The organism is Microlunatus endophyticus (genome assembly GCF_014646195.1).
Taxonomy (GTDB): Bacteria; Actinomycetota; Actinomycetes; order Propionibacteriales; family Propionibacteriaceae; genus Microlunatus; species Microlunatus endophyticus.
Map to the genome: position 1 here is coordinate 374,122 of NZ_BMMZ01000001.1, position 21,985 is coordinate 396,106.

At 66.3% G+C, this 21,985-nt stretch carries 20 protein-coding genes; 9 read left to right on the forward strand and 11 right to left on the reverse strand.

Features of this window, described 5'->3' with window-relative positions; genetic code table 11:
* Nucleotides 1–3: 3 nt before the first annotated feature.
* Together IEY07_RS01930 and IEY07_RS01935 are read right to left on the reverse strand one after the other, a co-directional pair.
* Nucleotides 4–855 (reverse strand): metallophosphoesterase, encoded by an 852-nt coding sequence (locus tag IEY07_RS01930; protein ID WP_188893476.1) that lies wholly within the window; start codon nucleotides 853–855, stop codon nucleotides 4–6.
* 42 nt (nucleotides 856–897) lie between these two features.
* Nucleotides 898–1,338, reverse strand: a complete 441-nt coding sequence (locus tag IEY07_RS01935) for a MarR family winged helix-turn-helix transcriptional regulator (RefSeq protein ID WP_188893477.1) — start codon at nucleotides 1,336–1,338, stop codon at nucleotides 898–900.
* A 75-nt stretch (nucleotides 1,339–1,413) separates the two neighbouring features.
* Here IEY07_RS01935 and IEY07_RS01940 point away from each other — a divergent pair, with 75 nt between their 5' ends.
* Nucleotides 1,414–2,832, forward strand: coding sequence for an MFS transporter (locus tag IEY07_RS01940; RefSeq protein ID WP_188893478.1), 1,419 nt, complete (start codon nucleotides 1,414–1,416; stop codon nucleotides 2,830–2,832).
* 27 nt (nucleotides 2,833–2,859) lie between these two features.
* Entirely contained in the window at nucleotides 2,860–3,450 is a 591-nt protein-coding gene (locus tag IEY07_RS01945) for a hydrolase (protein WP_188893479.1), read from the forward strand.
* Between the two features lie 103 nt (nucleotides 3,451–3,553).
* Here the strand turns inward: IEY07_RS01945 and IEY07_RS01950 are convergent, their stop codons facing one another.
* From IEY07_RS01950 to IEY07_RS01965, 4 genes are read right to left on the reverse strand one after another with little or no spacing between them, the layout of a single operon-like run.
* Nucleotides 3,554–4,162 (reverse strand): NUDIX hydrolase family protein, encoded by a 609-nt coding sequence (locus tag IEY07_RS01950; RefSeq protein WP_188893480.1) that lies wholly within the window; start codon nucleotides 4,160–4,162, stop codon nucleotides 3,554–3,556.
* A 55-nt stretch (nucleotides 4,163–4,217) separates the two neighbouring features.
* Nucleotides 4,218–5,606: an ABC transporter substrate-binding protein gene (locus IEY07_RS01955; protein WP_188893481.1), complete on the reverse strand. Its 1,389-nt coding sequence runs from the start codon at nucleotides 5,604–5,606 to the stop codon at nucleotides 4,218–4,220.
* Between the two features lie 60 nt (nucleotides 5,607–5,666).
* Nucleotides 5,667–6,530 carry a carbohydrate ABC transporter permease gene (locus tag IEY07_RS01960; protein WP_188893482.1) on the reverse strand — a complete coding sequence of 288 codons (864 nt, stop codon included), beginning with the start codon at nucleotides 6,528–6,530 and terminating at the stop codon, nucleotides 5,667–5,669.
* 12 nt (nucleotides 6,531–6,542) lie between these two features.
* Nucleotides 6,543–7,433, reverse strand: a complete 891-nt coding sequence (locus IEY07_RS01965) for a carbohydrate ABC transporter permease (RefSeq protein WP_229669608.1) — start codon at nucleotides 7,431–7,433, stop codon at nucleotides 6,543–6,545.
* A 342-nt stretch (nucleotides 7,434–7,775) separates the two neighbouring features.
* On the opposite strand from IEY07_RS01965, the gene cysD reads away from it, so the two are divergent.
* The 3 genes from cysD (at nucleotide 7,776) to IEY07_RS01980 (ending at nucleotide 10,864) form a co-directional block, all read left to right on the forward strand.
* On the forward strand, nucleotides 7,776–8,690 hold the full coding sequence (gene cysD, locus IEY07_RS01970; RefSeq protein ID WP_373288797.1) for a sulfate adenylyltransferase subunit CysD: 915 nt from the start codon (nucleotides 7,776–7,778) through the stop codon (nucleotides 8,688–8,690).
* Nucleotides 8,690–9,988 (forward strand): sulfate adenylyltransferase subunit 1, encoded by a 1,299-nt coding sequence (locus IEY07_RS01975; protein WP_188893484.1) that lies wholly within the window; start codon nucleotides 8,690–8,692, stop codon nucleotides 9,986–9,988. Before cysD ends, IEY07_RS01975 begins: the two co-directional genes overlap by 1 nt.
* A gap of 105 nt (nucleotides 9,989–10,093) precedes the next feature.
* On the forward strand, nucleotides 10,094–10,864 hold the full coding sequence (locus IEY07_RS01980; protein ID WP_229669609.1) for a phosphoadenylyl-sulfate reductase: 771 nt from the start codon (nucleotides 10,094–10,096) through the stop codon (nucleotides 10,862–10,864).
* 109 nt (nucleotides 10,865–10,973) lie between these two features.
* On the opposite strand, the gene IEY07_RS01985 is transcribed toward IEY07_RS01980, so the two are convergent.
* The 4 genes from IEY07_RS01985 to IEY07_RS02000 all read right to left on the reverse strand — a co-directional run bounded on the left by IEY07_RS01985 (nucleotide 10,974) and on the right by IEY07_RS02000 (nucleotide 16,658).
* Entirely contained in the window at nucleotides 10,974–11,924 is a 951-nt protein-coding gene (locus IEY07_RS01985) for an NAD-dependent epimerase/dehydratase family protein (RefSeq protein WP_229669610.1), read from the reverse strand.
* Nucleotides 11,921–13,114 (reverse strand): NAD-dependent epimerase/dehydratase family protein, encoded by a 1,194-nt coding sequence (locus tag IEY07_RS01990; protein ID WP_188893485.1) that lies wholly within the window; start codon nucleotides 13,112–13,114, stop codon nucleotides 11,921–11,923. Before IEY07_RS01990 ends, IEY07_RS01985 begins: the two co-directional genes overlap by 4 nt.
* Nucleotides 13,115–13,305: 191 nt before the next feature.
* Nucleotides 13,306–14,964 carry an extracellular solute-binding protein gene (locus IEY07_RS01995; RefSeq protein WP_188893486.1) on the reverse strand — a complete coding sequence of 553 codons (1,659 nt, stop codon included), beginning with the start codon at nucleotides 14,962–14,964 and terminating at the stop codon, nucleotides 13,306–13,308.
* A 50-nt stretch (nucleotides 14,965–15,014) separates the two neighbouring features.
* Entirely contained in the window at nucleotides 15,015–16,658 is a 1,644-nt protein-coding gene (locus IEY07_RS02000; RefSeq protein WP_229669611.1) for an FAD-dependent oxidoreductase, read from the reverse strand.
* A 106-nt stretch (nucleotides 16,659–16,764) separates the two neighbouring features.
* On the opposite strand from IEY07_RS02000, the gene IEY07_RS02005 reads away from it, so the two are divergent.
* Nucleotides 16,765–17,847 carry a LacI family DNA-binding transcriptional regulator gene (locus tag IEY07_RS02005; protein ID WP_188893487.1) on the forward strand — a complete coding sequence of 361 codons (1,083 nt, stop codon included), beginning with the start codon at nucleotides 16,765–16,767 and terminating at the stop codon, nucleotides 17,845–17,847.
* A 29-nt stretch (nucleotides 17,848–17,876) separates the two neighbouring features.
* Nucleotides 17,877–18,707 carry a nucleotidyltransferase domain-containing protein gene (locus IEY07_RS02010; protein WP_188893488.1) on the forward strand — a complete coding sequence of 277 codons (831 nt, stop codon included), beginning with the start codon at nucleotides 17,877–17,879 and terminating at the stop codon, nucleotides 18,705–18,707.
* A 12-nt stretch (nucleotides 18,708–18,719) separates the two neighbouring features.
* On the opposite strand, the gene def is transcribed toward IEY07_RS02010, so the two are convergent.
* Complete coding sequence (gene def / locus IEY07_RS02015) at nucleotides 18,720–19,295, reverse strand: peptide deformylase (protein WP_188893489.1); 576 nt, start codon at nucleotides 19,293–19,295, stop codon at nucleotides 18,720–18,722.
* A 78-nt stretch (nucleotides 19,296–19,373) separates the two neighbouring features.
* Between def and IEY07_RS02020 the strand changes: the two genes are divergently transcribed.
* Together IEY07_RS02020 and gad are read left to right on the forward strand one after the other, a co-directional pair.
* On the forward strand, nucleotides 19,374–20,501 hold the full coding sequence (locus tag IEY07_RS02020) for a phosphotransferase family protein (RefSeq protein ID WP_188893490.1): 1,128 nt from the start codon (nucleotides 19,374–19,376) through the stop codon (nucleotides 20,499–20,501).
* An 87-nt stretch (nucleotides 20,502–20,588) separates the two neighbouring features.
* Nucleotides 20,589–21,938 (forward strand): glutamate decarboxylase, encoded by a 1,350-nt coding sequence (gene gad / locus IEY07_RS02025; RefSeq protein WP_188893491.1) that lies wholly within the window; start codon nucleotides 20,589–20,591, stop codon nucleotides 21,936–21,938.
* The last annotated feature ends 47 nt before the right edge of the window (nucleotides 21,939–21,985 follow it).

Genomic DNA, 21,985 nt, shown 5'->3' on the forward strand with positions numbered 1-21,985 from the left:
CGGTCAGTCGAGCAGCAGTTCGTACGACGGCTGCCGGCCGCTGCCGATGATCACGATCCGGTCGGGGTGGACCTCTGCGACCGCGTAGGCGTTGCTGGACCCCTGGACGACGCCGTGCAGCGTCAGATAGTGGATACCGCGGTCGCGACCGTAGCCGCCGGCGTGCTGGTGGCCGTTGAACCAGACAGCCAACGCCCCGAAGTCGGCCAGCCAGTCCCGCAGTTCATGATCATCGAGCAGGTTGTCGTGATGATCGGGACAGACAGCGTGATGGGCGAGAACGGCCGCCCGGAGGCCGTTCTCTCCGGCATCCTGCAATTGATCAGCCAGCCACTGGCGCTGAACGGCGCCGATGGTGCCGTTCCACGGACGGGCGTTGCTGCGACGCTGGCCGCGGATCCGGCCGAGCAGCGCCTCGCCGTCGGCCGCCTGCGGACTGCCCGGTGGATACTCGATCACGCCGACCTCGTTGGTATCCAGCACCAGGAACCGCCAGCCCGGCTGGTCGAAGGCGTAGTAGGCGGTTGGCAGGCCGTACGCCCTGAGCACGTCGGCGGGATCACTCCGACCGGTGGTGGAACTGGTCGAGGCGAAGTCGTGGTTGCCCAGGACCTGGTGGAACGGGACGGACAGGTCCGCTGTGATCGTCAGCAAGCGGTCGGCGTTGGCCAGATCATGATCGACGAAGTCGCCGAGATGGGCGACGAATGCCAGATCCTGGCTGTTGAAATCGTCGACGGCGGCGCGGAGCTTGCCGGGGGACTCGCGATAGTGCCGGCCGGTGTCGATGTCGGTCGGGTCGTCGGCGTATTGGACGTCGGCCAGCAGTCCGAAACTGAAGATCGGATCGGTCACACCAGAAGTGTCACACGGTCATTCGGTCTGTGTGGCGGGCCACTAGGAATCGGCGAGCAGGCGCAGGATCCCGGCAGCCCGGGCGAGGGTCCTCCGGTCGTCCTCGCCGAGCTCGCGCAGCTGCGCCTCGAACCAGGCGTGTCGCAGCGCCCGGTCCCGGGCGACCAGCCCGTCGCCGGCCGGCGTGGTACGGAACAGTACCCGCCGGCCATCCTGCGGATCGGGTTCGCGGACCGCATAGCCTGCGGAAGTGAGCCGGTTGACGGTCTGGCTCATCGATGCCGGCGTCACCCGATCATGATCGCTGAGCGCCTTCAGGGTCTGCGGACCCTCCTTGTAGAGCAGGGTCAGGATCGACATCGCCGCGTCACCGAGATCGCCGTCGATGCGCTCGGAGCGGAACCGCCGGTACAGCCGCGCTACTGCCGTGCTGATCTCCACCCGCAGCTCGGCCAGGTCGGAGGCGTTTGCTTCGGGCATCATGGGTCATTAGTATAACGAAGCAAGTCTTTAATATACCTAATCAATGAGCCACATCAGTCGACGGAGCCGGAGTCCATGTCCTCGTTGATCACGCGCGTCGCCGGCCCGCTGCGACGGCTGCGGCAGCACGACGAGAGTGACTTCGACTACCGGCTGATCGCGCCGATGATCCTGGGCGCGATGCTCAACCCGATCAACTCCTCGATCATCGCGGTGTCCCTGGTACCGATAGGCATAGCATTCGGCGCGCCGCCGGCCGAAACCACCTGGCTGGTGTCCTCCCTTTATCTTGCGACCTCGATCGGCCAGCCGGTCGTAGGCAAGCTGGTCGACTCGTTCGGTCCCCGCCGGCTCTTCCTGATCGGCACTGCGCTGGTCGGCATCGCCGGCGTGATGGGACTCTTCGCGCCGAATCTCGGCGTCCTGATCGCCGCCCGGGTGGTGCTCGGCCTTGGCACCTGTGCCGGCTATCCGACCTCGATGTATCTCATCAGGTCGGAGGGGAGGCGTACGGGGCGGGACAGTCCGCAGATCGTCCTGACGATCCTGTCGATGGCGACCCAGACGGTGCTGGCCATCGGTCCGACGCTCGGCGGCGTGTTGATGTCGGCCGGCGGCTGGCGCGCGACGTTCGCGGTCAACATCCCTTTGTCGGTTGCCGCACTGATCCTCGGCGTCCTGCGGATCCCGAAGCACACAGCGCTGCAGGAGGAACATCAGCACCGCCGACCGCCCCGTATCGACCTGACTGGGATCGGCCTGTTCGCGGCCATGATCATCGCGCTGATGCTGTTCCTGATCGACATCAGTTCGCGCCTGTGGTATCTGCCGGTGATCGCGATCCTGGCCGGCGGCGGCTTCGCACTCCGGGAGTTGCGGACCGGTGACCCGTTCATCGACCTGCGGGTGCTGCGCGGTAACGCGCCGCTGATGGCGTCCTACCTACGCGCGCTGCTGGCGGCGACCGTTTCGTACGCGATGATCTACGGCTTCACCCAGTGGCTGGAGGACGGCCGCGGCCTGACACCAACGATCTCCGGCATCGTGCTGCTGCCCCTGTTCGTGGCGGGCATCGCCGCGGCCGCGGTGGTCGGCCGCCGCAAGGAGATCCGGGGCAAGCTCGTCGTGGCAGCCGTGGCGCTGCTGATCGCCTGTGTCCTGATCCTGTTCGTTCGGTCGGATGCGCCGATCTGGGTACTGATGGTGATCACCGGCGTCGCCGGCGTCAACAACGGACTGACCAGTCTGGCCAACCAGAACGCGGTCTACTACCAGGCCGAGCCGGAGCGGATCGCGGCATCGGCAGGCCTGCTGCGGACCTTCTCCTATCTCGGATCGATGGCCGCCTCGGCAGGCCAGGGCGCCTTACTCAGGCCAACGGCGAGCACGCCCGCCATGCACCAGTTGGCAATCTTCATGTTGATCTTCGCGGGCCTGTTCCTGATCATGTCCCTGGCGGACCGCTCGCTGTCGCGAGTGACCACCGCAAGCTAGAAACCCTACGAGAGAACGGAAAACCCTATGACCGTGTCCACGATCGATCCGAACACCGCACTCGTCGTCATCGACCTGCAGAAGGGCATCGCGACGGCACCGACCCAGCCGCATCCGGCGCCCGAGGTGGTGGCTCGTACGGCGCAGCTGGCCGACGCGTTCCGCGCGAAGGGGCTGCCGGTCGTCCTGGTCCGGGTGAGTTTCGCTGACGATTTCGCGGATGCATTGAAGAGCCGGACCGAACACGCCGGCGGCGGAGCGACCATGTCCGAGGGCTGGGACGAGGTCGTCGACGAGTTGATCACGGGCCAGGAGATCATCGTCACCAAGCGCAACTGGGGCGCCTTCCACGGCACCGATCTCGACGTGCAGTTGCGTCGCCGGGGAATCACCCAGATCGTGCTGACCGGCATCGCCACCAGCATCGGTGTGGAATCCACCGCCCGGTCCGCCTACGAGCACGGCTACCACGTCACCCTGGCCACCGACGCCATGGCCGATCTGTCCGAGGAGAACCACAACCACAGCATCACCGCGATCTTCCCCCGGCTGGGCGAGACCGGTACCACCGCGGAGATCCTTGCCCTGCTGGAGAAACCGACCTTGGTCGCCGGCTGATCTCGCCCACCCGCGGTCTGTCCACCGCCTGCCCGCAGCTGAAAAGTCGCACACGGGGAGCGGAACTCGGGTATTCGTCAGTTCAGGCGGGAACCGCCGACGATCACGGACGGCCGAGGACACCGACCGATGCGAGGGCGGTCCGCAGCAGTGTGCCGCGGCCGCCTTCGAGGTCGTCGTGCACGTCCTGCGACGACGCCTCGTCCGGAGTCATCCAGGTGATCTCAAGGGCATCCTGGCGAGGCTCACAGGTGCCGGTGACCGGCACCACGTAGGCGAGGGCGACCGCGTGCTGGCGGTCGTCGGTGTAGCCGGAGAAGCCGGGGATCGGGAAATACTCGGCGACGGAGAAGGGCACCGGGCTGGGCGGCAGCTGCGGGAACGCCATCGGGCCGAGGTCCTTCTCCAAGTGCCGGTACAGCGCATGCCGCAGGGTCTCGCCGTACATCACGCGTCCGCTGACCAGGGTCCGGGTGATCTTGCCCCATTCGTTGCCACGCAAGAGGATCCCGACCTCCGTGACCTGTCCGGATCCGTCTAGCCGCACCGGAACAGCCTCCACGTAGAGGATCGGCATCCGCCGCCTGATGTCGGCGAGCTCGAGATCGCTCAGCCACGCAGAATTGGGTTCAAGGGCGGAATTGGGTTCGGTGCCCGGGTTGGGCCGGGATGAGGAGCCCGACGGATCCGGATCGGGGGTGCCGACTGACATGGGCGCCATTGTGCACCACCCGACCCGGGATCGGGGTTACCGCGGCCGGGCCGACTCAGTGTCCGATCGCCGCGTTGGCCTTCGCCTCGGCCTGGGCCAGGCCCGACTTCACGGGTGTGCGGCCCAGGAAGATCTCCTTCAGGATCGGGTCGTACGCATCGGAGGACGCGCTGCCGCCGGTGCCCAGCGGCGCGGGGATCGTGTCACCGTTGGCCGCATCGACGAACGCCTGCACGTCGATGTTCTTGGCCTTCCAGAAGTCCACCCAGGAGGACTGGGCCGTCGACACCGCCGGCAGCGCCGAACCGGATTCGCCGATGAACTTGTTGCCGTCGGCCGATCCGAGGAACCGCAGCAGCTTCTTGACCGCGTCGGTGTTCTTGGTCGCCGCACTGGCGGCCACGACCACACCGCTGGCGACACCGAAGCTGCCTGCCGTCCCGGCCGGATTCCGGGCGATGGCCCAGTCGAACTTGGCGCCGTCGGAGATATTGGCGAGGTTGTAGGTGCCGGACTGGAAGATCGCCATGTGACCCTGCAGGAACTGGTTCAGGCTGAAGTCGCCGTTGTCGTTGGTGTCGGCCGCCGACGGAGCGACGTGGTACTTGTTGATCAGATCGACGATGTACTCGAAGGCCTGGACCGTCTTCGGGTCGCTGCCGAAGACGAACTTGTTGGAGCCGTTGCCCTGCTGCCAGCGGCCGCCGTTGGACCCGATGAAGGGGAAGTAGATCGCCTGCAGGTCGTAGGCGGCGTTGTAGCCGTAGGTCTTGATGTTCTTACCGTCGAAGCCGGCGTCGGTTGCGGCTTTGCCGTTCTTGTCCACCGTCAGCATCTTCAAGGTGGACAACAGGTTGTCGCCCGATCCTGCGCCAGGCCGCCACTTCAACTTCCCGATCCGGGAGATGATCTTCGGATCGACATCGGAGATGATCGACTTGTTGTAGAAGATTCCGTTGGCGTCGGCGATCTGCGGGATACCCCAGAGCTTGTCCTTGTAGGTGTACTGGTCGACGACGGGCTTCACCCACGCGTCGTCGATGCTGCCGAGCAGGCTGTTGACGTCACTGATCTTGCCGGCATCGGCGTACTGCTGGAAATTCGAGGAGTTCGTCCAGAACAGGTCGTCGATCGCGCCACTGCCGACATCGACCGGGAGCTGGGTCCAGTAGTTCGCCCACGGAACCAGATTGGTCTTGACCTCGATGTCGGGATTCTGCTTGGTGAATTCGGTGAACGCCTTCTGGTACGCCTTCTGCACCTGGTCGTCCCAGAGCCGGAAGCTGATCGTCACCTTGTCACCCGAGCCGCCGGTGGAGTTGCCGCCGCTGTTGCCCTGATCAGCCTGTTGGCTGGGCGAGCAGGCGGCCAGCAGGGCGCCGGCACTGCCGGCGCCGAGGATGCCGAGAGCCTTACGACGGTTGAAGGACAGGGGCTGGGACATGGTTGGGCTACCTTTCCGACACGGTGTGGAGTGAGTGTGACATGTCGTCGGCGCAGGTCGTCACTTGAAGCCACCGATCGAGATCGAATTGACGATCTGCCGCTGGAAGATCAGGTAGATCACGATCAACGGCAGCAGCGCGAGCGTGGTGGCAGCCATCACCAGCGTCCAGTTCCCGTTGTACTGGCTCTGCAGGTCGGCGGTCGCCACCGTCAGGACGGCCCAGTCCGGGCCGGAGGTGATCACCCGCGGCCAGAGGAAGTTGTTCCAGTGGCTGACCACCGTGATCACGGTGAGGGTGGCGATGATCGGCCGGGAGTAGGGAATCACGACGTACCACAACACCCGCAGCGTGCCGCAGCCGTCGATCCTCGCCGCCGCCTCCAGGTCGTCGGGGACGCCACGGAAATACTCCCGGAGCAGAAAGATCGCGTACGGCGAACCGAAGAGCGTCGGCAGCACCAGCGCCCAGAAGGTGTTCCGCAGACCCGCTGCGGTGAACATGCCGTAGAGCGGCACGATCGTGGTCACCGCAGGAATCATCATCGTCGCCAGATAGGCCCAGAAGATGATGTCCCTTCCGGGGAAGCTCAGCCGGGCGAACGCGTACGCGGCCAGGATCGAGCAGCTGAGCTGGACGACCAGGATCACCACCGTCATCTGGACCGTGACCGCGATCGGTGAGATGAAGTTGTGGTCCGGCCCGAAGAGCTCCTGGAAATTCGCCCAGGTGATCGGCGACGGCAGGCTGAGACTTGAGGTGTTGGAGAACTGCACCGGAGACTTCAGCCCGGTCATGAAGCTCAACAGGAACGGGGTCAGGATGATCACCGCACCGAAGATCAACACGGCGTAGATCAGCACGGTCGAGCCGATCCGCCGGACGGGCCCGCGGCTCAGCGGGCGGTACGGGTTGGTCGCCATCAGTCCGCCCCCTCAGTTGGCCACGTCGTAGGTGATCCGGCGGCGGAAATAGACCTGTTGCAGGACGGTGAGCACGATCAGTCCGATCATCAATATGACCGACAGGGCCGAGGCCTTGCCGAGGTCGAGCTGTTCGAAGGCGAGGGAGTAGATCCGGTGGGCGATCACGTCGGTCCGGCCGGGCGCGCCCGGACCGCCGCCGGTCATCGCATACACGGTGTCGAAGACCTGGAAGGAGGAGATGATGCTGGTCGCCAGCACGAAGAAGGTCGTGGGTCGCAGCAGCGGCATCGTGATCCTCCAGAAGACCCCGACCTCACCGGCGCCATCCACCCGGGCCGCGTCCTGGATGTCCTTCGGCACCCCGCTCAGCCCGGCGAGGTAGAACAGCGCCACATAGCCGGTCTGGGTCCAGACGCTGACGAAGGAGACCGCGGGCAGGGCCAGCGAGAAATCGGTCAGCCACTCCACCCGAGTCCCGATGATCGCATTCAGCAGCCCGCCGGTCGGTGCGAACACCCACTTCCAGACGATGCCCAACGTCAGCGGGGCGCAGATCCAGGGCAGCGCGAAGATCACCCGGAAGACCGGCGTGCCGGGCAGCCGCTTGGACAACAGCACCGCCAGACCGAGTCCGAGGATCGTCTGGGTCGGGATCACCAGCAGCGTGTATTGCGCGGTGACCAGGAAGGAATGCCAGACGTCCGGGTCGGTCAGGACGGAGATGTAGTTCTGCGGGCCCAGCCACTTCGGCGGGGAGATGATGTTCCAGGAGTCGAAGCTCACGGCGATCGCCACCAGCACCGGGATGATCAGGAACAGCCCGATCCCGATCATGCTCGGGGCGAGCAGGCCGTAGCCGACGGCCGTACGCCTGAGCGCACGTCCCCGGGCGTTGGTCAATGTCGTCTCCTGTTCGGGCTGCGGCTCTCTTCTGCGGCATGAGTATTCACCCCGATCAGAACTGTGGTCCACGCAGGTTCGCACCGATTGATCCGGTCGGACCTGCTGTCACCTCTGACCTCGGCACGACGGCTGTGGGCGAACAAATCCTATTGTCGCGATATGGGTCATCGCTATCCGGCTTGCGGTCAATCGCAGTGGGACGGGATACGGTCAGGTACGCTCTCACGACGAGGCGTCGCCCCGTCGCCGTTCCAGCAGTTCGGGGTTTCCAGTAGTCGGGACAGACCAGGAGAGCCAGCGATACCGATGTCAACACCGATACCAGGACCGGCGGCCGGGTTGATGTCCACTCACGCCGATTACCGGATCAGCCAACTCGACCAGCTCGAGGCGGAGTCGATCCACATCTTCCGCGAGGCCGCGGCCGAATTCGAGAAGCCGGTGCTGATGTTCTCCGGCGGCAAGGATTCGATCGTCATGATGCGGCTGGCGGAGAAGGCGTTCTTCCCCGCCAAGCTGCCTTTCCCCGTGCTCCAGGTGGACACCGGCTACGACTTCCCGGAAGTGTTGGCGACCCGCGACCACTGGGTCGACCGGTTGGGCGTACGACTGGTGATTGCTTCTGTCGAGGAAGCGATCGCCAACGGCATCGTGATCGACGACGGCAGGACCAGCCGGAACCGGCTGCAGATCGGCACCCTGCTCAACGCCATCGAGGAGGAGGGTTTCACCGCCGCCTTCGGTGGTGGTCGCCGGGATGAGGAGAAGGCCCGGGCCAAGGAGCGGATCTACTCCCACCGCGATGAATTCGGCCAGTGGGATCCCAAGAACCAGCGACCGGAGTTGTGGGCGCTCTACAACGGCCGGCTGCACGAGGGCGAGCACATGCGCGTCTTCCCGCTCTCCAACTGGACCGAGTTGGACATCTGGCACTACATCGCCCGGGAGCAGATCGAGATCCCGTCGATCTATTTCGCGCACAGGCGTCGGGTGATTCCCCGGGACGGGATGCTGCTGTCGGAGTCCGAACACGTCCAGCCCAGGGACGGCGAAACAGTCGAGGAACGGCTGGTCCGATTCCGGACCGTCGGCGACATGACCCTCACCGGTTGTGTGGATTCCGATGCCGACACGCTGGAGAAGATCATCGCTGAGATCGCCGTGGCCCGGGTGACCGAGCGGGGTGCCACTCGCGGTGACGATCGGTTCTCCGAGGCTGCGATGGAGGACCGGAAGAAGGAAGGCTACTTCTGATGACGAGCCAGACCGATGGCGCGAGCGCGGCGGACGCGCTGATCGAACGCGATGCGGATCTGCTGCGGTTCGCGACCGCCGGGTCGGTCGATGATGGCAAGTCGACGCTGATCGGCCGGCTGCTGCTGGATTCCAAGGCGATCTTCGAGGATCAGCTGGAGGCCGTCGAGGCCACCAGCCAGTCCCGCGGCTACGACTACACCGACCTGGCGCTGCTGACCGACGGGCTGCGGTCCGAGCGCGAGCAGGGCATCACCATCGATGTCGCGTACCGCTACTTCGCCACCCCGAAGCGCAAGTTCATCATCGCCGACACCCCCGGCCACGTGCAGTACACACGGAACATGGTCACCGGCGCCTCGACCGCCGATCTCGGCCTGGTCCTGGTGGACGCCCGGCAGGGTCTGACCGAGCAGTCCCGGCGCCATGCCGTGCTGTTGTCCCTGCTCCGGGTCCCGCACCTGGTCCTCGCGGTCAACAAGATGGACCTGGTCGACTACGACCGGAAGATCTTCGAGAAGATCGACGAGGAGTTCACCACCTTCGCCAGCCGGCTGAACATCCCCGACCTGCAGGCGATTCCGATCTCTGCGCTGCAGGGCGACAACGTGGTCACCCGCTCGGACAAGATGGGTTGGTACGAGGGTCCCTCGCTGATGCACCACCTGGAGCATCTGCACATCGCCTCCGACCGGGAGTTGCGCGACGTCCGCTTCCCGGTGCAGTACGTGATCCGGCCCAAGTCGGACCAGTATCACGACTACCGCGGCTATGCCGGCCAGGTGGCCGGCGGCGTACTCAAGCCGGGTGACGAGGTGCTGGTGCTGCCCAGCGGCATGACCTCCAAGATCGAGGCGATCGACTACTTCGACAGCCAGATCCCGGAGGCGTTCGCGCCGATGTCGGTCGTGGTCCGGCTGGCCGACGATGTCGACGTGTCCCGCGGCGACATGATCTGCCGCACCCGGAACGCCCCCGAGCAGACCCAGGACATCGATGCGATGGTCTGCTGGATGACCAATGCGCCGCTCCGCCCGCGCGCCAAGCTGGCCATCAAGCACACCACCCGGACAGCACGGGCGCTGGTGAAGGACGTTCAGTACCGTCTGGACGTCAACACCCTGCACCGGGACCAGGGTGTCGGCGAGTTGGGACTGAATGAGATCGGCCGGGTGCAGCTGCGGACGACCCAGCCACTGATGGTCGATCCGTACGAACGCAACCGCACCACGGGCTCGTTCATCCTGATCGACGAGGCGACCGGTGTTACGGTCGGGGCAGGGATGATCAACGGCTGACCCGTCGAGGGACGGTCAAGCGTGCCGAGGGGCGCTGAGCTTGTCGAAGGGTTCTGGGTAACGTCCTGGGTGGCACGGAACCGAAGGCGTACGCGAGGAGGCGGTGTGGCGGTCGAGGAGCAGATGCGCGGCAAGTACGCGGCCCTGGCCGCTGATGCCGCAGCCGGCTTGGAGACCGCCAGCGCGCAGGAGATCCTCGGGTGGGCGCTGGAGACCTTCGAGGACCGGATGTGCATCACCTCCTCGATGGAGAGTGCGGTGCTGATCGACATGGCCGGACGGCTCCGTCCGGGGACTCACATCGTCTTCCTGGACACCGGCTATCACTTCGCCGAGACCCTGGCCACTCTCGAACAGGTCCAGGAACGCTACCCGGTCGAGATCAAGGTGGTCCGGCCCAGGCAGACCGTCGCCGAGCAGGACGCCCTCTTCGGCGCCCGGCTGCACGATCGCGACCCGGATGCCTGCTGCAACCTGCGCAAGGTGGAGCCGCTGCGCCGCGCCCTCGAGCCGTACGACGCCTGGGCCTCGGGCATCCGCCGGGACGAGACGCTGAGCCGGCAGGACATCGGCGTGGTCGATTGGGACGACAACCGGGGCATGGTGAAGGTCAATCCGCTCGCCGCTTGGACCCAGGACGATGTCGACCGTTACATCGCCGAGCACGACGTGATCACCAACCCGTTGCTCGCGCAGGGCTATCCGTCGATCGGCTGCGCGCCCTGCACCCGCAAGGTCAAGCCGGGGGAGTCGCCCCGGGCCGGCCGCTGGGCGGGCTCGGACAAAGACGAGTGCGGTCTGCACCTCGATCCGCCGACCAGCACGACCCTGAACCTCACCGGCGGCTCGTTCATCAACCTGCCGAGGGGTCAGTAATTCCTCGATGCGTGCGGCGTGTCGCGGGGCGGCGTCGCTGACCGGTCCCACGGAGTCCTCGTCGCCCGACGCACGCCGCTCAGACGAGGGGATTAATTGACCCCTCGCGTCAGAGGACGTGCTGCAGATACCAGTCCCAGGTGCGGGCCAGGCCCTCGTCGAGGTCGACGGTCGGGGTGAAGCCCAGCTCGGCCTTGGCCAGGTCGTACGTCGCGAAGTTGCGTTCGACCTCGCCGCGCCGGTACGGCCGATACTCGATCGGATGGTCGGGCTTGCCGGCGACCCGGCAGCAGGCCTCGACCAACTCCTTGACGGTGGTTCCGACGCCGGTCGCCAGGTGGTAGACGCTGCCGCCCGGGACGTCGGCGGTCAGGCCCGCTTCGATCCCGGCGCAGAGATCCTCGACGTAGAGGTAGTCGCGGGACGAGTCCGAGCCGGTGCCGTAGATCACGATCGGCTCACCGCTGTGCAACGCCTTGAAGAAGACCGTGATGGCGCCGGCCTTGTGGCCGCTGTACGGGCCGTAGACGTTGGCGAAGCGGGTGGCCACCGTCCGCATCCCGTACGACACCGCGTACGCGTGCAGGTAGGCCTCGCCGACCGATTTGCTCGCCCCGTACGGAGAGATCGGCTTGGGCAGTGACTGCTCGTTGACCGGGGGCGGGGTGTTGCCCATCAGCGCTCCGCCGGTGGAGGAGAAGACCAGCCGCTCGATCCCCGCCCTCCGGGTCTCGTCCAGGACGGCGAAGGTGCCGTCGACATTGGTGGAGAAGTTGGCGGCCGGATCCTCGATCGAGGCGATCACCGAACCCGACGCCGCCAGGTGGACGACCCGGTCGATGCCCTTCAGTGCTCCCGCGACGACCTCGCGGTCGCGGATGTCACCCTCGACGAAGTCGACGTCCAGCCCGGCAAGATAGTCGCGGCTGCCGGTGACCAGCAGGTCGAGCACCCGCACCCGGTGGCCCGAGGTGAGCAGCCGCCGGACCAGGTTGGCACCGATGAAACCGGCACCACCGGTCACCAGCGTCGTGCCCATTGCGGCGTCGGTCGTGCTCACTTGACCGTCGGCTCCCCGGGCTTCTGGTTGTGGGTCCAGGTCGAGCGGGCGGGGATCTTGTCGAGATCGCAGCGGTCCTTGTACTTGCGGGCGATCTCGGTGACCTCCTGCAGCAGCCCGTCGGCCAGGGTGATCGGGTCCAGGCCGAGATTCAGCAGCTGCCGGTTCTCGACGTAGAGCTCGTTCTCCTTGTCCTCGTTGCGCGGGTTGGACACGTAGTCGATCTCAGCGCCGGTGAGCACTGAGACCAGCTTGGCCAGATCGCTGACCCGGTGGGTCTCGGTCATCTGGTTGAGGATCTGGACCCGCTCACCGCGTTGCGGCGGATTCTTGACCGCGAGCTCGATACAGCGGACGGTGTCCTGGATGTTGATGAACGCGCGGGTCTGGCCGCCGGTACCGTGCACGGTCAGCGGGTATTCCAGCGCGGCCTGCATCAGGAACCGGTTCAGCACGGTGCCGTAGTCGCCGTCGTAGTCGAACCGGTTGATCAGCCGGTCGTCCAGCTTCGTCTGGGCGGTCTGGGTGCCCCAGACGATGCCCTGGTGCAGGTCGGTGATCCGCAGCTTGTCGTTCTTGGCGTAGTAGGCGAAGAGCAGCTGGTCCTGGGTCTTCGTCATGTGGTAGATGCTGCCCGGATTCGGCGGGTAGAGGATCTCCTGGTCGACCAGACCGTCGGGGGTCTCCAGCTTCACCCGTAGGTAGCCCTCGGGGATCTTCATGCCCGCGGTGCCGTAGCCGTACACGCCCATCGTGCCGAGGTGCACGATGTGGGTGTCCTCCAGCTCGGCCTCGACCACCGCGGCGAGCAGGTTGTTGGTGGCATTGAGGTTGTTGTTGACCGTGTAGCGCTTGTGCCACGAGCTCTTCATGGAATACGGCGCCGCCCGCTGCTCGGCGAAGTGCACCACCGCGTCCGGCTTGAACTCCTGCAGTAGGGACAACAGCCGGTGGTAGTGCTGGGCGACATCGAAGCGGTGGAAGCCGATCGTCTTGCCGCTGACGTCCTTCCAGGCCTGCAGGCGCTTGCCGAGCGGCTCGATCGGTGTCAGGGAGCTGACCTCGAGCTCGTTGTCGATGTTGCGCCGCGACAGATTGTCCACGATCGCCACGTCGTGGCCACGGTCTGACAGGTGCAGAGCGGTCGGCCATCCGCAGAAGCCGTCGCCCCCCAGGATCAATACGCGCACGCCGAACCCAACTCCGTTTCCATCACTCGTACCCGACCGGCGGCGGTGCTGACCCAGAACGTCTTGCTCAAGGCGTGGACATGGGCACCACCGTCACGACTGCGTGGGAGCATACCCGCGGGGACTGTGCAGAGCGCAAAGCCACCCCGTACGTCGTGTCAGGCTTCCCCTCCGTGGCGAACCGCCGGCGGTCATCGGCCGGCGGCCTGCGATTCGGCGTATTCGGCGGCGATCCTGTCACCACCCTGCTTGCGCCACGTGGCGTACGCGTCTTGCAGGTGTTTCAGTGGCTTGCGCCCGAAGATCACGTCGAGCCGGGCATCGCTGAGCAGCTTGTTGAGCGTCGCACCCTGGCGACTGTAGGTATCGGAGTAGAGGCCGATGGTCGGGTCGAGCACCAGGTCCTTGGTGGCCCGCTGGTGCCAGGCGTACTGGTAGTCGACACCGGCCTTGACCCCGGGCCCGATGGTCGTCTGGGAGTCGACGATGTACTGCAGGTCCATGAATTCGGAGTTGCCGCGATCGGTGAGGGTCGGCAACCCGTTGCTGATCGTGTAGTCGATGCCCTTGACGCCGTACTTGCGCTCCAAGTGTTCCCGCGATCCGATGGGCGCGGCCAGATAGTTCAGGACGTTGAGGAGTTTGCGGGTGCGGTCCTCGCCGAGTCCGTTCTTGATCACCGTGATGCCCTGGATGCCGGTGCCGGCGAAGTGCCGGGCGTCACCCCCGCCGTCGGCCTTGGGTTCGATGACGAGTCCGAGCTTCGCGGTCGCCTCCGGGCCGCCGCCCAGCTCGCGGACGAAGAGGTCCCAGCCGGCATAGCCGTCACTGGTCAATGCCAGGCGTCCGCCGTAGAACAGATCGCGGATCCTGGTGTACTCCAGGGACGACGAGTCGGGATGGAAGAGTCCCTTCTTCACCATCTCCGCGGTCCGGGCCACTGCCTCGGTGCTGGCCTCGTCGGCGAAGGCGCTGACGAACGTGCCTCCAGAGTCGCTCCAGTTGTTGGGCGCGCCCAACATCATCTGCAGGTGGATGACCATGTTGGTCGGATTGGCGAAGGCCCAGCACTGGGCCTTCGGGTCGGTGACAGCAGTGAGCAGCTCCAGGAATTCGTCGTAGCTTCCGGGTTGCGGGTTGGCGCCGACCTTCTTGATCAGGTCGAGCCGGCAGTACATCGCGGTTCCCGACAGTGCCCGCGGTTGCGGCACGGCATAGACGGTGCCGTTGGCAATGGTCGGCTTCCAGGATGCAGTGGGGATGTTGGCGAGGTAGGGATAGTCCTTGATCTTGTCGCCGCCCAGGTAGGGGCCGAGGTCGGCGAACAGCTTGTCCATCACCCGCGGCTGGTCGGGTGTGGGCAGCGGAAAGTTGCAGATGTCGGGAAGCTCGTTTCCGGCGATCATGGTCTGGAACTTCGTCTGGTAGTCCCCACTGGGGATGAAGCTGATCTTCAGATCGGCGCCGATCCGCTGCTGCAACCTGGCGTAGAAGGCATTCCTGCCGGGACCGGGCGGAGCCGGCAGGAAGGTCGTGTACATGATCGAGACCGATCCGAGTCCGGCTGCGGGTGGCTTGTCGAAGACCGGCCCCGGATCGCTCGGGTAGTCGTAGTAGCCCGGCATCAGCACCTGGTTGCCCGGCAGGTCCGGCTTGACAAGATCAACAGGCCGGTAGGCCGGCAGTGTCGCCTTGGCGTTGCGGGTCCCGGTGTTGGTCTTGGCGGTCGGGTCCGAGCAGCCGGCCAGCGAGCTCCCGGCGATCCCGGCGGCCGCGAGCGCTCCGGCCGAGCCGAGCAGGCGTCGGCGGGTGAAGACGGAATCGGTTCGTGTGGTGACAAAGAACGGCATGGCAGGCACTTCCTTGTGTCCCGGCAGCGTTGTGTCGGTAGGGATTCTGGTCAGCGCCGGGTCGTCCGGATGTCGTCCGGCCAGGCGAGTTGGAAACCGAGCGTCTCGGTCAGCAGGTGCTGGAAATCCGCCAGCAGGTCCGGGTCGTTGCGCACCGCGCGCGGCGTCCTGCCGGTCCGGATCGAGTAGCCGGCCAGTGCGCCGGCGGCCTCGCCGATGTTCCATTCGACCGGATGCAGTCGGTAACAGCCGTTGGTGATGTGGGTGGTGCCGATGTTCTTGTTGCCGGCAAGCAGGTTCTCGACCCGGCGGGGGATCAGGGCTCCGAGCGGGATCTGGAACGGGTAGTCGGAGACGTCGATGTAGGTGCGCCCCGGACCCAGGCCGGTCGGGCTGCTGCTCGGGTGCAGGTCGATCCGGTACGAGCCGACGCCCACCGAGTCGTCGAAGATCGCCGAACCGTCGGGCAGTCCGGCTTTCTCGCGGGCCTGGACGCCGACATGTTCCTCGAGCACGGTGAACTCGGCCAGGATCCTGCGTGATTCCCGGATGTAGGGGCGCAGCGCAAGATCATCGGCGCTGCCGAGGAGGTCTCCGCGTGGCCGGAGTCCGCGATAGCCGGTGCCGCCGTCGAGACGAGGCGCCTCGGTCTGCATCCAGTAGAGAAACGAGAGGCTCTGCTGTCGCGAGGCTTCCAGGTGGCGGTCGCGGGTCTCCCCGTCGACACCGAGGATCGGTCCGTCCATGTAGTCGATCTGCGGCCAGTTGACCAGGGTGACGTCGCTCGCGTACCGGCCCGGCTGATGGTGCCGGACGGTGAAGATGCGGCGGTAGTGCCAGAAATCGCCGGTCACCGCGCCGCGATAGGAGTCCGGGTCGCTGAAGATCTCCCGATGCCGCCGCTCGAGGGTCTGCGGGTCCACATCATCCCAGCCGAGCACCGGTCCGGGCCAGAAGTCCGGCTGGTAGTCGCGCCAGTAGTCGTACGTTTCCGGCCGGTCGATGGTGAGATCGGCGTCCGGGTCGTAGTCGAGGGCGAAGCACCAGGTGAAGGACTGTTGATCAAGGGGTTCAGCCGTTTCGGAGGCGTGCAGTTCCCCGGTCTGGTCCTGGCTCTCGGAGCCGATCACGTGCTCGACCTGTGCCAGGTCGAGGAGGTCGCCCAGCTCGGTGGCGTCGATCACGTACGGCGCGGTGACGACCAGGTGCCCACCGGAACGCTCGTCGGCGAATTCGACTGCGGTGATGTGGTCGCCGTCGGTCAGGGCCGACCGAGGGAGGTGCTCGGTCAGCACGACGAGCTGCCCGCCGGCGCGGTAGGGCGCCAGCAGTTCGTCGATCGCCGCGACAGCGACACGGGGCTCGTGACAAAGCTTGCTGACGCCGCCGCGACCGGGATTGAGCAGGGAGTCGGCTGCGGCCTCGGCGGTGAGCGGATAGTTGCGCACGTAGTAGCCGCGGATCCGGTCGCGGAGGTCGCGATAGCTCGCGGTCGCTCCCTGCTCGGCGATCCACGGATGCTCGTCGGGCGGAACGGCCTGGGAGGTGAGCTGTCCGCCGAGCCAGCTCGACTCCTCGGTCAGCACGACCCGGCAATCGGTGCGCACTGCCGCAAGAGCGGCGGCGATCCCGCCGAGCCCGCCGCCGACCACGAGCACATCCGCCTGTCGTTCCCTGGGTGACAACTTCGACACGCCAACTCCTGATAAAGCGCTTCGGGTAATGCGCTCAAGTTAGCCAGGGCAGTACGCTGCGTCAAGAGCCCTGAGCCTGTCGACGGGCAGGATCAGGAGGAAGTCGTTGGCCAGACGCCGTACGGACGTCCGCCGGGTCTCCCAGGCCGATGTCGCGCGCCGCGCCGAGGTGTCGACCGGAATCGTCTCGTCGGTGATCAACGGACGGGACTACGGCTCGATCCGGGTCAGTGACGCGACCAAGGAGCGGGTCTGGGCGGCCGTGCGTGAGCTCGGCTACGTGCCCAACCTGGCTGCCCGCAACCTCGCCCGGGGCAGTAACCGGCTGGTCGGTGTCTTCACCTATCAACCGGTTTTTCCCTACGAGAGCAGGGATTTCTACCACGACTTCCTGATCGGCGTCGAGGAGGCGGCCGAGCAGCACGACTACAACCTGCTGATGATCACCGCAGCCAAAGACGATCAGGGTCGGCGATCGGTCTACGCCGGTGGTGTCAACAACCTGCAACTGGCCGACGGTGCCGTGCTGGTGGGCAGCGGCGAGGATGTCGACGAGCTCACCCGGATGACCCAGGAGGGTTTCCCCTTCGTCTACATCGGCCAGCGGCGGCCGGCCGGCGTCGACATCTCGTACGTGGCAGCCGACTACCGCGACGGCACCCGGGCTATCGTGCAGCGGCTGTACGACCTCGGTCACCGTCGGATCGCGATGCTGCAGGACCCCGGCACCGGGGAGCCGGTGCCGTCCCGCCGGCCGGGGTTCGCCGACGGCTGCGTCGAGCTCGGGATCGCCGCTGAGTGCCCGCAGTTCACGATGAGTGCCGACCGCAATCCGGACCCGGGCGTGCGGGTGATGGAGTCGATCGAACGACTGGTCGATGAACTGCGCTCGGGTGGCGTGACGGCGCTGGTGATCGAGCAGGATTCGACGGCGGCACAGGTCAGCGATGTCGTGGCTCGGCTGGGAGTGAAGGTGCCCGGCGACCTGTCACTGGTCTCGCTGTCGGTGCCACCGTTGGTACCGGCGTCGGGTGTGGCCCGACTGCAGATCCCGCGCCGCGAAATGGGCCGAAGGGCGGTCGAGATGCTGATGCAACTGCTGCAACCGGACACCACCGGGCCGGTCCGGGTGACCCTGGAGTGCGGACTCGACGAGGGGACGACCCTCGGGCCGCCGGACCCGGCATGAGGATCCGGCATGGCGATAAGGTCAACCGGGTGACGATCACCGCACAGCAAGCTCTGGCGCCGCTCCCGGATCCGTACCACCGGCTGTACCAGCGGGTGCTCGCCGTGTGCCAACCCGACGAGCGGATCCGCGGCCTCTGGCTGTCGGGATCGCTGGCCAGGGGGACTGCGGACCCCGGATCCGATCTTGATCTGCTGTTCGCGCTGGCCGACGATTCCTATGATCAATTCATCGCCGGCTGGCGTGATTGGCTCGATGCGCTGACGTCGACCCTGTTGGTGAAACAACCGCCGGGGCGGATCTTGATCTTCACCGCGTTGACGCCAGAGCTGTGCCGGATGGACGGGGTCTTCGAGAAGGTCGGGCACCTGCCCGAATCGCCGTTTCGGACCCGGATCACAGTCATCGACAGGGACGGTCTGGATGCACAGATCCCGGCGCCCGTCGACGGACCCGGGCCGGACGTGGACAAGATCGCCGGACTGCTGGCGGAGTTCTGGCGGGTGCAGGCGATCTCCGCGCCCATGATCAACGGACGCAAGGACCTGCTCGCCGCTCGGTCCGGGATCGACCTGTCGATCCAGATGCTCTACGAGTTGTTCGTCGAGACGAACCAGCCGCTGCCGCCGATGGGGGTCAAGCAGTTCAATGCCCGGCTGACAGCCGCTCAGCGCGCCCTGCTGGAGTCCTTCCCGCCGTACGGTGCCGATGTCAGGAGCCTGACCATTGCCGGCCGTGCGGTGGTGGACGCGATGCAGACCCATGGCCGGGCAGCGTCCGAACGGGTCGGGGCGGTCTACCCCGAAGAACTGGCAACCGCCGTCCGGGCCGAGTTGGAGCGCAGACTGCCGATCGAATGATCCGTGATCGGTTCAGCGGATCTGGGAGACCGGCCAGTCGTCGGGATACTGGTGGGCGCTCCGATCGGCTGCACGCTGGAGTTCCTTGCGTCGGCGGGCCGGAAGTCGGTCGCCGAAGACCATCCCGTTGATGTGATCGGTCTCGTGCTGCAGGCAACGGCCCAGCACGCCGCCGGCGGTGATCGTGATCGGCTCGCCGTACTGGTCCTGACCGGTGCAGGTGGCCGTGTCCGGACGGGCCAGCTCGATATTGGCTCCGGGGAGGGAGAGACAGCCCTCGTCCCAGGTCACCAGCCTCCGGTCGCTGCCTTCGGGAAGGGTGATCCGCGGATTGCAGATCACCCCGGTCCGCCGGGTCCAGTTCTCGTCCGGACAGTCGTAGACGAATACGGCCAGGTCGACGCCGACCTGCTGGGCGGCCAGTCCGGCACCGTGAGCGGCGGCGTTGCTGGCAAACATGTCGGCGAGCAGTTGCTGGAGTTCCGGGCCGAAATCGGTCACCGACACCGCCCGGTTGTGCAGGATCGGCGCACCCCAGCGGACGATGGTGCGTACGATCCCCAGACGCATCAACTCGGCGACAGGCATGTTCCCTCCAGCTAACGGCTGGACCAAGCTTGATCCATCACTGGCGTCCGGACAACTCCCGGTGCAGGATGGTCGCTTGTGTCTCTTCCCACCGACGTTCTGCGCGCCGTTCGCTACGTGTACGGCGCGGCCGCGGAGGTCACCGGCGTCGAGTGGCCTGGCGACTGGCAGGTCGCTCGGCTGACGGTCCGCCACGCGGCCGGGCGAACGACTCTGGTCGCCAAGTGGTTGCGATCCAACGCCATGGGATGGCGTACGGACCCGCAGCAGATGCTGGCGGAGGCCGAAGGGCTCCGGTTCGTGGCCGGGCTCGCGCAGGAGCTGGTCCCCGCTGTGATCGCAGCAAACTGGGATCCAGGGTCCGGTGGCGTGGTATTGCTGGAGGATCTTGCACCGCGCGAGCCGTTGGACGCGGTCATCCGGCGTCGGGGTGCATCCGCGACCGAGGGTGGCCGTCGCTCGTTCGCCCGGGCGATGGGGCGGCTGGCTGCCGTAACGGCGGGCAGGGATCGGCGGTTCCCGGGCGGAGCGATCGACCCCGCCCTGGCGCGGCGCAAGCGACTCGGTCTCCTCGGACCCCCGTGGGAGGAGCAGCGACACCTTCTCGAACGCTTCGGCGTACGGATCCCGCAGGCGGCGGAGCAGGAGGTTGACAAGCTGCAGGGGCTACTGGCTGAGCCAGGTCCGTTCCTGGCTCTGTCCAACGGGGATCTGGTGACGAACAACTTCATGATCGACGTCGACGACCCCGATGATCACGGTCGGCTGATCGATTTCGAGTTCGTCAAATTCGATCATGCGCTGGCCCATGCTGCGATCTTCTTCGTTCCCGGCCCGCGCTGGATGGTGGTCAACGATCCGATCGGTGACCGATTGGAGCAGGACTTCCGCGCTGCGTTGGTCGCCGGGATCCCCGAGGCGGCCGACGACGGCCCGTACGATCTCGGAGTCTCGGCCGGCTGCATCGCGACGGGATTCGAGCGCTGCGGCAATCTCACAGTGATGGATCGGCGCCCGCCCGGGCATCCGAGTCGGGTCCAACGGATCGCAACCGTCGAGGCGGCAGCGGCGCAGGCTGAGCGCCGTGGCCTGTGGAGTGCATTGAGCGGCGTTCTGCGTGATCTCGCCGGGAGACTCCGGCACCGCTGGGCGGACGCGGATGTCGATCTTGCCGTCCTCGCGCCTTACACGCCGCGGCCGGAGTAGCTGGGCGCGCTCTCAGGCAGCTGATCGCCGACTGACACAGCCAGGCAATACGGTGAGGGCGTCCGTCCGCCGACCCAGGAGCGTGCCGTGCCCAATCTCGACTCACGAACCGATCTGGAGCGGGTCGCCGCGACCTCGTTGCCGTCCGACGGGCTCGATCCGCGTGATGCCTACATGGCCGTGCACGACGAGATGATGCTCGACGGCAACGCCCGGATGAATCTCGCCACCTTCGTCACGACCTGGATGGAGCCGGAGGCGGGTGCGCTGATGTCCGAGGCGTTCGACAAGAACTCCATCGACCATGACGAATACCCGTCGACCTCGCGGATCGACTCGCGACTGTCCTGCATGGTCGCCGATCTCTTCCACGCGCCGGGGATCGATCCGCAGAATCCGGACTCGGCGACCGGGGTGAGCACGATCGGCTCCTCGGAGGCGGTGATGCTCTGCGGGCTGGCGATGAAGTGGCGCTGGCGCCAGGCACGGCAGGCGGCCGGAAAGCCGGCGGACCGTCCGGTGCTGGTGCTGGGCAGCAACGTCCAGGTGGTCTGGGAGAAGTTCTGCCGCTACTTCGACGTCGAGCCGCGCTACCTGCCGGTCGAGCCCGGCCGGTACGTGATCACTCCCGACCAGGTGCGGGAGTCGGTCGACGAGAACACCATCGGCGTCGTCGCGATTCTCGGCACCACCTTCACCGGCGAGTACGAGGACGTGGCCGGGGTCGTACGAGCGCTGGACGAAGTGGCTGCCGCCGGCGGCCCGGACGTCGGTGTGCACGTCGATGCCGCATCCGGCGGCTTCGTGGCACCGTTCCTGGATCCCGACCTGGTGTGGGACTTCCGGCTGCCGCGGGTGAAGTCGATCAACGTCTCCGGCCACAAGTACGGCTTGACCTATCCCGGCATCGGATTCGCCGTCTGGCGGGAGCGCGCGGACCTGCCGGAGGAGTTGATCTTCCACGTGAACTATCTCGGCGGCGATATGCCCACCTTCACGCTGAACTTCTCCCGGCCCGGCAATCAGATCGTCGGCCAGTACTACAACTTCCTGCGACTGGGCAGGTCGGGCTATCGCCGGGTGATGGCGGACCTGCGCACCGAGGCGACCTGGCTGGCGGACTTCATCCGCAACCGGTTGCCGGACTACCAGTTGGTCAGTGACGGGTCGGCGCTGCCGGTCCTCTCGCTGACCCTGGCCGACCCGACCCGGTTCACCGTCTTCGACGTCTCCCACGAGCTACGCTCCTACGGCTGGCAGGTGCCGGCCTACACGATGCCCGCGAACGCCGAACAGGTCGCGGTGTTGCGGATCGTGCTGCGACACGGCTTCACCGCGGACCTGACCCGTCGGTTCGCCGAGGACCTGGCCTCCGTCACCGCCCGGTTGCAGCAGCACGGCTCGGTCGGCTCGTCGGCGCAGCACTTCGCGCACTGACGCGGCGCCGGACCAGCGGATGATCTGAGGTTGATCACCCGAAGTTG

Excerpts from the sequence above, each read along its gene's own strand:
- IEY07_RS01935 (WP_188893477.1), bottom strand. The coding sequence starts at position 1,338 with ATGATGCCCGAAGCAAACGCCTCCGACCTGGCCGAGCTGCGGGTGGAG.
- IEY07_RS01940 (WP_188893478.1), top strand. The coding sequence starts at position 1,414 with ATGTCCTCGTTGATCACGCGCGTCGCCGGCCCGCTGCGACGGCTGCGG.
- IEY07_RS01945 (WP_188893479.1), top strand. The coding sequence starts at position 2,860 with ATGACCGTGTCCACGATCGATCCGAACACCGCACTCGTCGTCATCGAC.
- IEY07_RS01950 (WP_188893480.1), bottom strand. The coding sequence starts at position 4,162 with ATGTCAGTCGGCACCCCCGATCCGGATCCGTCGGGCTCCTCATCCCGG.
- IEY07_RS01955 (WP_188893481.1), bottom strand. The coding sequence starts at position 5,606 with ATGTCCCAGCCCCTGTCCTTCAACCGTCGTAAGGCTCTCGGCATCCTC.
- IEY07_RS01960 (WP_188893482.1), bottom strand. The coding sequence starts at position 6,530 with ATGGCGACCAACCCGTACCGCCCGCTGAGCCGCGGGCCCGTCCGGCGG.
- IEY07_RS01975 (WP_188893484.1), top strand. The coding sequence starts at position 8,690 with ATGACGAGCCAGACCGATGGCGCGAGCGCGGCGGACGCGCTGATCGAA.
- IEY07_RS01995 (WP_188893486.1), bottom strand. The coding sequence starts at position 14,964 with ATGCCGTTCTTTGTCACCACACGAACCGATTCCGTCTTCACCCGCCGA.
- def (WP_188893489.1), bottom strand. The coding sequence starts at position 19,295 with ATGCCTGTCGCCGAGTTGATGCGTCTGGGGATCGTACGCACCATCGTC.